The organism is Cupriavidus basilensis, assembly GCF_029335485.1.
Lineage (GTDB): Bacteria > Pseudomonadota > Gammaproteobacteria > Burkholderiales > Burkholderiaceae > Cupriavidus > Cupriavidus basilensis_E.
Window position 1 is genome coordinate 1 of the sequence record NZ_JARJLM010000655.1, and the last position, 8,295, is coordinate 8,295.

General features: G+C 70.3%; 8 protein-coding genes. 5 read left to right on the forward strand and 3 right to left on the reverse strand.

The window, feature by feature from the left end; translation table 11 throughout:
• The first annotated feature begins 68 nt into the window (after nt 1–68).
• Together P3W85_RS40280 and P3W85_RS40285 are read left to right on the forward strand one after the other, a co-directional pair.
• Nucleotides 69–1,316, forward strand: coding sequence for an MFS transporter (locus P3W85_RS40280; RefSeq protein WP_276268911.1), 1,248 nt, complete (start codon nt 69–71; stop codon nt 1,314–1,316).
• Between the two features lie 259 nt (nt 1,317–1,575).
• A complete protein-coding gene (locus P3W85_RS40285; protein ID WP_276268912.1) occupies nt 1,576–2,697 on the forward strand; it encodes an MFS transporter in 1,122 nt (373 codons plus the stop codon).
• Nucleotides 2,698–2,711: 14 nt separating this feature from the next.
• On the opposite strand, the gene P3W85_RS40290 is transcribed toward P3W85_RS40285, so the two are convergent.
• Nucleotides 2,712–3,602, reverse strand: a complete 891-nt coding sequence (locus P3W85_RS40290; protein ID WP_276268906.1) for a dioxygenase family protein — start codon at nt 3,600–3,602, stop codon at nt 2,712–2,714.
• Nucleotides 3,603–3,944: 342 nt separating this feature from the next.
• Here P3W85_RS40290 and P3W85_RS40295 point away from each other — a divergent pair, with 342 nt between their 5' ends.
• Entirely contained in the window at nt 3,945–4,265 is a 321-nt protein-coding gene (locus P3W85_RS40295; protein ID WP_276268907.1) for a hypothetical protein, read from the forward strand.
• 53 nt (nt 4,266–4,318) lie between these two features.
• Here the strand turns inward: P3W85_RS40295 and P3W85_RS40300 are convergent, their stop codons facing one another.
• Nucleotides 4,319–4,645 (reverse strand): YciI family protein, encoded by a 327-nt coding sequence (locus P3W85_RS40300; protein WP_276268908.1) that lies wholly within the window; start codon nt 4,643–4,645, stop codon nt 4,319–4,321.
• A gap of 59 nt (nt 4,646–4,704) precedes the next feature.
• Nucleotides 4,705–5,691 (reverse strand): quinone oxidoreductase family protein, encoded by a 987-nt coding sequence (locus tag P3W85_RS40305; RefSeq protein WP_276268909.1) that lies wholly within the window; start codon nt 5,689–5,691, stop codon nt 4,705–4,707.
• 154 nt (nt 5,692–5,845) lie between these two features.
• On the opposite strand from P3W85_RS40305, the gene P3W85_RS40310 reads away from it, so the two are divergent.
• Both P3W85_RS40310 and P3W85_RS40315 read left to right on the forward strand, forming a co-directional pair.
• A complete protein-coding gene (locus tag P3W85_RS40310; protein WP_276268910.1) occupies nt 5,846–6,703 on the forward strand; it encodes a LysR family transcriptional regulator in 858 nt (285 codons plus the stop codon).
• 170 nt (nt 6,704–6,873) lie between these two features.
• Nucleotides 6,874–8,190 carry an MFS transporter gene (locus tag P3W85_RS40315; RefSeq protein WP_017225072.1) on the forward strand — a complete coding sequence of 439 codons (1,317 nt, stop codon included), beginning with the start codon at nt 6,874–6,876 and terminating at the stop codon, nt 8,188–8,190.
• Nucleotides 8,191–8,295: the final 105 nt, after the last annotated feature.

Consider the following 8,295-nt stretch of genomic DNA (forward strand, 5'->3'; position numbering starts at 1 on the left):
TCGCGCCAGCCGCCACCCCCTTCATGGCGGCCACCGGCACGGCGGCATCGACCGCGTCCAGGCGCGCCATGACAAGACAAGACGCCTCCCCGGGCCTGCCCGGCATCTCGCCACGCCAGCTGGTCTGGACCCTTGGCATCACCGAGACCATTTCCTGGGGCACGCTGTACTTCGCCTTCACCGTCTTTATCGGGCCGATGAGCAAGGCGCTGGGATACTCCAAACCCTTTCTTGCGGGCGGCTACTCGGTCGGCCTGCTGGTGTGGGCGATGTGTTCGTTCGCGGTGGGCAGGCTGCTCGACCGCGTGCCGGCGCGGGTGGTCATGTGCACGGGCTCCGTGCTGGCCGGCTGCGGCCTGCTGCTGTGGGCGTGGACGCCGAACCAGGCGGCCTTCCTGCTGATGTGGATACCGCTCGGGCTGGCCATGGCCACCACCCTGTACGAACCCGCCTTCGTGGTGCTGCGCCAGGCCTTTGGCGACGGCTACCAGAAGTCCATCGTCACGGTCACGCTGATGGCCGGCTTCGCCAGCACCATCTTCGTGCCGCTGGCCCAATGGCTGGTGCTGCACCTGGGCTGGCGCGAAACGCTGCTGTGCTTTGCCGCCCTCAACCTGCTGGTGTGCGCGCCCTTGCATGCCCGGCTGCGCTACGCGGCGCACGCCACCTACGCCGCGGCCCCGGCGCCCGCGCCGCTGGCCGATGCCGCGCAACCCGGCATCGCGCGACTCGCTTTGCGCCAGCCGGTGTTCTGGGCAGTGGTGCTGGCCTTCACGGCGCTGGCGGTGATCGCCTCGCTGCTGGGCGCCCACCTGATCCCGATGCTGACCGAGAAGGGCCTGCCGCTGGGCGAGCAACTGGTGGTGGCAGCGCTGATCGGGCCGGCGCAGGTGGTGGGCCGGCTGGTGATGATGCGTTTCCCGGTGCGCCATCCGCTGCGGCTGTCGTTGCCGGTGTACATGGTGATGAGCGTGGGGCTGCTGTGCTTTGCCCTCGGCTACGGCAAGTGGCTGATGGTGGCGGCCGTGCTCTATGGCTGCGCCAACGGCATCAACACCATGCTGCGTGCCATGGCCATGCCGGAGCTGATCTCGCGCCATCACTACGCCACCCTCAACGGCCTGATGATGACGCCGGTGCTGCTGATGCAGGCCGCCGCGCCCTGGCTGGGCGCGCTGCTGTGGCGCGCCGCCGGCGGCTACTGGCTGATGCTGTGGGTGATGGTGGCGCTGGCGCTGACTGCGCTGGCGGCCTTCGGCTTTGCGCTGCACCGGCGCGGCCTGCTGCGCGCAGCCAGCCACGCCGCCCCGGCCTAGGACGCTGGCGCAGCGCCCTGCGCACGGGGTCCGGGCATGGCAGCGCGCTAGTCCGGTCATACGCCCGACGCGCCGATGTGCGACGATGCGGGGCTCGACCATCATGCAGCCCCGCCAGGGCCCCCGCGCGCCGGACAGCGCGCCCGCCGCCAATATGCCCGACGCCACTTCCAGCAAGTTGATCCAGCCGCCCTCCCCATCCTCTCCCGCGGCGCCGGCCGCCAGCCCGCGCCGCGTGGAACACGCCGCGCGCGCCACCATGGCGCTGTTCTTCGTCAACGGCGCCACCTTTGCTACCTGGGGCGTGCATATCCCCACCATCAAGGCTCGCTTCGGGCTGTCGGACGCGGTGCTGTCGCTGGCCATGCTGGCGGTGGCCGGGGGCGCGATCGCGGCGATGGGGCCCGTGGGACGATGGGTGGCGCGCGTGGGCAGCGCGGGCGCCGCGCGGCGCAGCGGCCTGGTCTACGCCATCGCCACCATCGCGATCCTCGCCATGCCCGAGTTTGGCCTGCTGATCCCGGCGCTGATCGCCTTCGGCATGGCGAACGCGGCTTTCGACGTGGGCATGAATGCACAGGCCGCCACGGTGGAGGCCAGCCGCGCGCGCCCGGTCATGTCGGCGCTGCATGGCATGTTCAGCCTGGGCGGCATGGCGGGTGCCGCCGCCGGCGGCCTGCTGCTGAGCCTGGGCGTACCGCCGCTGGCGCACGCCACCGGCATGGCGGCGCTGACCGCCGTGGTGAGCCTGGGCGTGGCGCCGTGGCTGCTGGAAGACCATGCGGTGGTGCCGCCTTCCGCGCAGCATCGTGCGCATGCGGTGCGCGCGCTCTGGCTGCTGGGCCTGATGGCCTTCCTCGGCCTGGTCGGCGAGGGAGCGATGTACGACTGGTCCAGCGTCTATATGCGCGAGGTGGCGCAAGCGCCGGACGCCTGGATCAGCGCCGGCTATGCCGCCTTCTCGGGCGGCATGGCCTGCGGCCGCTTCGGCGGCGACCGCCTGCGCGCGCGCTGGTCGGACGCGCGCACGCTCGGCGGCAGCGCCTGGGTGGCGTTCGTGGGGATTGCGCTGGCGCTGCTGTGGCCCGACCCGGTGGCTACCCTGGCCGGCTTTGCGCTGATGGGGCTGGGCGCGGCCAATATGGTGCCGATCTTTTTCGTGGCGGCGTCGCGCCTGCCGGGCGTGGCCCCGGCCGAGGCAATTGCGCGCGTGGCGCGCTTCGCCTATATCGGCTTGCTGCTGGGGCCGGTGATGATCGGCGGCGTGGCCCACGCCAGCAGCCTGCGATATGGCCTGGGCGTGGTCGCCCTCACCATGGGCTGGATCGCGCTGGCGGGCGCGCGGCTGGCGCGCCCTTACCTTTCCGTCCGCCGGGCGTAGGGCCCGCCAGCGGCTCAGGCCGCCGCGCTCAGGACCGGAAGCGTGCCCAGGCCCTCGAACACGAAGGTATCCATCGCCAGTACCCCATAGGTGACCTCGTCGGCCACGCGCGCCACGCCGGCGGCCGGCGCCTGCCGCGCCGGCACGCCTTCGTGCGGCCCCAGCGCAGCGCCCAGCGCCACGAAGAACGGCAGCAGGTGCTCGTCGGTGGGATGCGCGCGGCGGGCGTACGGCGCCTGCGCGCGGTAGTCCGTAATGCGGGTGGTGTCGCCACTGGCAAGCGCCTCCTCCAGCGCATCGATCATCCAGCCGCGGAAGGCTTCCACGTAAGGCTCGACCGGCGAGCCATGCTGCTCGCGCCGTCCGCCCGCACCGAAGACTTCCTGCAGGTTGTGCGTAAAGCTGCCTGAGGCAAGTACCAGCACGCCCTCGTCGCGCAGCGGCGCGAGCGCGCGGCCGATCTCGATCTGCGCGGATGGCGGGAGGTAGGGATTCAGCGCCAGTTGCACCACCGGGACGTCGGCAGCGGGGAAGAAATGCCGCATCGGCATCCAGGCGCCGTGGTCCAGCGGGCGCTCGTCGTCCTGCAGCACCACGGCGGCACCCGGGACGTGCGCGGCTTCGACCAGCGCCTTGACGCGGTCGGCCAGCGCCGGCGAGCCGGGGGCGTCGTAGCGCAGCGCGTAGAGCGCGCGCGGGAAGCCGCCGAAGTCATGCCAGGCCTCCTGCCGTTCGCGGGTACCGACCACCAGCGTGCTGTAGATCCAGTGCGCCGAGACGATCAGCACGGCGCGGGGCTTGCGCTTGCGCAGCACTTCGCCGAGCGCATCGAAGGCGGCGCCGCTTGGACCTGGCTCGATGGCAAGCATGGGAGAACCGTGAGAAACATAGATGGCGGGGAGCATGATGTCAGCCTTCAAATCCTTTGGATAGCGGATATCAGTTTGACAAAACCGGGCTCCCGTTGCGCTACCCGTTTGCGGATACTTCCATCAAAAAACTTGAAGCAGAGACGCCAGGATGTGCCTGGCGCCGGGCCGGCGGCCCAGCGCGGCGCCATGCCAGCGTGGGGTGGCCCACACAACGCTTTAAAGTTTCGGACACGGTATGGGCAATCGGCTTATGATTCCAGTCACGGGGCCCGGTCCAGCCTTGCACGGTGCGGTGCGCCGTCCGCACGGACCGGGTGCCAGCCCCGCGACAAACGAATACGACGCGCCGCGATGCGCGTCAGGCTGGAGAACATCGTGGTCAAGCGCACAGCCCACAATTCCAGGCTGCCCCATGCGAACTGGTGGCAGCCGGGCGTGTATGCAAGCGGGCCGGCTGTGCTCCTCTGGATTGCAGCCCGCCTGCCCGCCCCCTGGCTGGCCGATCTATTCGACTGGCCAGCCGCCGCCGCGCTGCTCAACCATGGCGGCGACACCGTCTTCGTGGCCGGCTGGGTGGCCAGCGCGCTGTGGCTATGGCTGACGCGCAACCGCCCCGACACGGCAACCGCGCCCCGGCAGCCCGATGCGGACGGGCCAGCCAAAGCCGCCAGCCCGCCGCAGCAGCACGTCGGCTGATCCCTGGTTCCGGGAGCGCTATCCTGCGCGGGCCCTGCGGCGGCGTCCGCGCCTCAGTTCTCCACGACGCGCTCGACCACTTCCGCGTCCGGCGCCCACGCCGCCGGCACTTCGGCCGCGCGCAGGCCCGGCGCCCAAGCAATCACCTCATAGTCGGCCAGGCCCTCCTTGTGGAAGGGATCTTCGACCAGCCAGCCACCCACCTCCTCGCGGCTCAGCCCGCGTGCCAGGATGGCGCCGCCCACGCGTGGCTCCTGCCGGCCCGACAGCAGGAAATGACCAGCGGCATAGTGACGGTGGAGGAACTCGCGGTGCGCCGCCAGATAGCGGTCGAGCTCCGCCAGGGGGGCGCGGTAGCGCAACAGGATCAGGTAAAGCATGGAATGCTCCTCAAGTTGTACAGTCCCGGCCGGACTGCGGGGCGGCGACAGGGCGGCGCTCATGGCAGCAGCAGCAGGGAACCGGCAGTCTCGCCGGCTTCCAGCCGGCGATGCGCCTCGGCGGCCTCGGCCAGCGGCAGGCGCGCGGCGATCTCCACCTTCAGGCCTGCCTCCAGCCGTGCGAGCGTGGCCTGGGCGCCTTCGCGGTAGCGCGCCAGGTCGGCCATAAAGCGGAACACGCCGGGCCGGGACAGCGCGATCGACCTGGCCGGGCCGAGCACGGCGAGGTCCAGCGGCCCGCTGTCGCCGCCCACCTGCCCGATACTGGCCGCCATGCCATAGGGCCGCACGGCCGCCAGGGTGCGCGCCAGGGTGTCCGCGCCGATGCCGTCGATGGCGAAGTCCACCCCGTCGCCGCCACCGAATTCGCGCGCGGCGGCAACGAAATCCGCCTCCCGATAGCGTACCGCGCACTCCAGGCCATGCGCCAGCGCCAGCGCTGCCTTGGCCTCGCTGCCGACCGTGCCGATCACGCGCGCGCCCAGCGCACGCGCCCACTGCACCAGCACCAGGCCCAGGCCGCCCGCCGCGGCGTGCACCAGCACGCTGTCGCCGGCGCGCAGCGGACGCACCCAGCTATAGAGCATATGCGCTGTCATGCCGCGCAGCAGGGCACCGGCAGCGGCTTCGTCCGGCACGCCGTCGGGCAGCGGCACCGCGCGCTCGGCGGGCAGGGTGCGCACGCGGGCATAGGCACCGGCCGGAAGACCGGCATAAGCCACCCGCTGGCCCACCGACAGGCCGCTGACGCCCGGCCCGATCGATTCCACGATGCCCGCGCCCTCCACCCCCAAGGTGGCGGGCAACGCCGGCAAGGGATACAGGCCGGTGCGATGGTAGACATCGACGAAGTTCACCCCGATGGCAGTGTGGATCAGCCGGATTTCGCCCGGGCCGGGCGCAGGGACGGGTACGCTTTCCAGGCGCAGTGCACCGCGCCCACCGGGGGCATGTAAGCGCACTTGAAGGGAAGGAATGGCAGTCATTTCAGGTTCCGCGAGATGGCATGTCGAATCGTTGAAGATCGGTCGACGTGGTGAAAGTCGACTCACCAAACGATAGTCCGGTGCAAAATAGATCGGAACTCCCAATCCACTCGCATTCATTGTGCAAATTTCGACAGATCGAGGCCCCCATTCGATGGACTGGGACGATGTGCGCTACTTCCTCGCGCTGGCCCGCCAGCGCAGCCTGTCCGGCGCGGCCAGAGTGCTTCACGTGGAACACTCCACGGTGGCGCGGCGGGTGCAGGGGCTCGAAACCCGGCTGGGCGTGCGCTTGTTCGACCGGCTGCCGCGCAGCTGGCCGCTGACGGCCGAAGGCGAAGCCTTGCTGGCGCACGCGGGCCGGATGGAAGAGGAGGCACTGGCCTTCGGCCGCGCCGCGCTGGGCGCCGGCGCCCTGACAGGCACGGTCAGGCTGTCGGTACCGCCCGTTTTCGGCAGCCATTTCCTGGTCCCCCGCCTGGCCGCGCTGCGCCACCAGTGGCAGGGCATCGTGCTCGACCTGACCGGCGAGGCGCGCGCCGCCGACCTCCACCGCGGCGAGGCCGACCTGGCCGTGCGGTTGTCGCGGCCACAGGAGCCCGGGCTGGCGGCGCGCAAGCTCGGCGACATGGGCTACGGCCTCTACGGCAGCCACGGCTGGATCGGGAAGCGGCCGGAAGCCTGGGTCTTCCTCGGCTATGGCGCCCCCCTGCGCGAAGTGCCGCAGCAGCGCTGGCTGGCGCGCCTGGCCGGCGAGCGGCCCTTCGCGCTGCACGCCAACGACCTCGCCACCCTGCACCATGGCTGCCGCGCCGGCCTGGGGCTGGCCGTGCTGCCGCATTTCCTGGCGCGCGACGATCCCGCGCTGTTCGCCATGGGGGAAGCGGATGCCGCCCTGCAACGCGGCATCTGGCTGGCGGTGCACCCCGACGTGCGGCGCTCGCCGCGCGTGCGCGCCGTAGCCGACGCGTTGGCCATGGCGGTGCGGGAGGCCGCCGGCAGCCTGCTCTGAGCGCGTCCCCGGCCGATCGGCAAAATCACCGGTGTGCCTGGATGTGAACTAACCTGAAGGTGCCGGACGCCGGCAAATTAAGGAATCGCTTACCATTGTGCCTTCCAGCCCACCTCCCCCTTCCCGGGCGAAGGTGGCTTCCGCCGATTCTTCATCGCTTCAGACGCATCATGCAAGCCAACGCTGCAACAACTCAACTTCCGGATATCTCCCAAGCCAAGCGACGAAAGGCAATCCTGGCGGCCACCATCGGCAACGGCCTCGAATGGTTCGACTTCACCGTCTACAGCTTCTTCGCCCTGATCATCGCCAAGCTGTTCTTCCCCACCGGCAATGACCTGACCTCCTTCCTGCTGACCGTCGCCACCTTCGGCGTAGGCTTCTTCATGCGTCCGGTCGGCGCCATCGTGCTTGGCGTCTATGCCGACCGCGTCGGCCGCAAGGCAGCGCTGACCCTGACCATCCTGATGATGGCGCTCGGCACCGCCATCATCGGCCTGGCGCCCACCTATTCGTCGATCGGCCTGTGGGCGCCCGCGCTGATCGTGCTGGCCCGCCTGATCCAGGGCTTTTCGGCCGGCGGCGAGGTTGGCGGCGCCACCGCCTTCCTGATCGAGAACGCGCCCGACAGCGAGCGCGGCGTCTACGCGAGCTGGCAGCAGGCCAGCCAGGGCATTTCCTTCATGCTGGGCGCCGGCATGGGCGCCCTGGTGATCAACGGGCTGGAACCGGCCCAGGTCGACGCCTGGGGCTGGCGCATCCCCTTCCTGTTCGGCCTGCTGATCGGTCCGGTCGGCATGTATATCCGCTCGCACCTGGAAGAGCCGCCCGCCTTCGAGGCGCTGCGTGCCGAACGCAAGGCCAGCAAGGTCAAGTTCTCGCCGCTGGCGCAGGTGCTGCGCGATCATCCGCGCGAAGTGCTGGCCGGGCTGGGCGTAACCATCCTGTGGACGGTCTGCACCTACGTGCTGGTGTTCTACATGCCGTCCTATGCCAAGCAGCAGCTCGGCCTGCCGCTGGGCGCCACCTTCCAGTCGACCGCCCTGTGCGGCGCCATCATCCTGGTGCTGTGCCCGCTGATGGGCATGCTGTCGGACCGCGTCGGCCGCAAGCGCATGCTCGGCACCGTGGCGCTGATCATCGGCGTGCTGGCGTACCCGCTGTTCCACTGGCTCAATGTGTCGCCCACCACCCAGACCCTGCTGATGGTGCAGGTGGTCCTCGGCATCCTGCTGGCGGCCTTCACCGGCCCGGCGCCGGCGGTGCTGGCCGAGCAGTTTCCCACCGAGGTGCGCTCCACCGGCCTCTCGCTGGCCTACAACTTTGCCGTCACCATCTTCGGCGGCTTCGCGCCGCTGATCGTGACCTGGCTGATCCAGTCGACCGGCAGCAAGCTGGCGCCGGCCTACTACGTGATCGCCGCCGCCGTGGTGAGCTTTATCGCCCTGCTGTTCATGCACGACCGTACCGGCAAGCCTTTGCAGTAATCCGCCCCTGCCGGCAGGGATGGCAAGATGAAAATAGGCCAACCGCGCGGTTGGCCTATTTTCATTGCGCTGGTCCGCGCCCCGGCGGGTCAGGGGGCGGGTCGC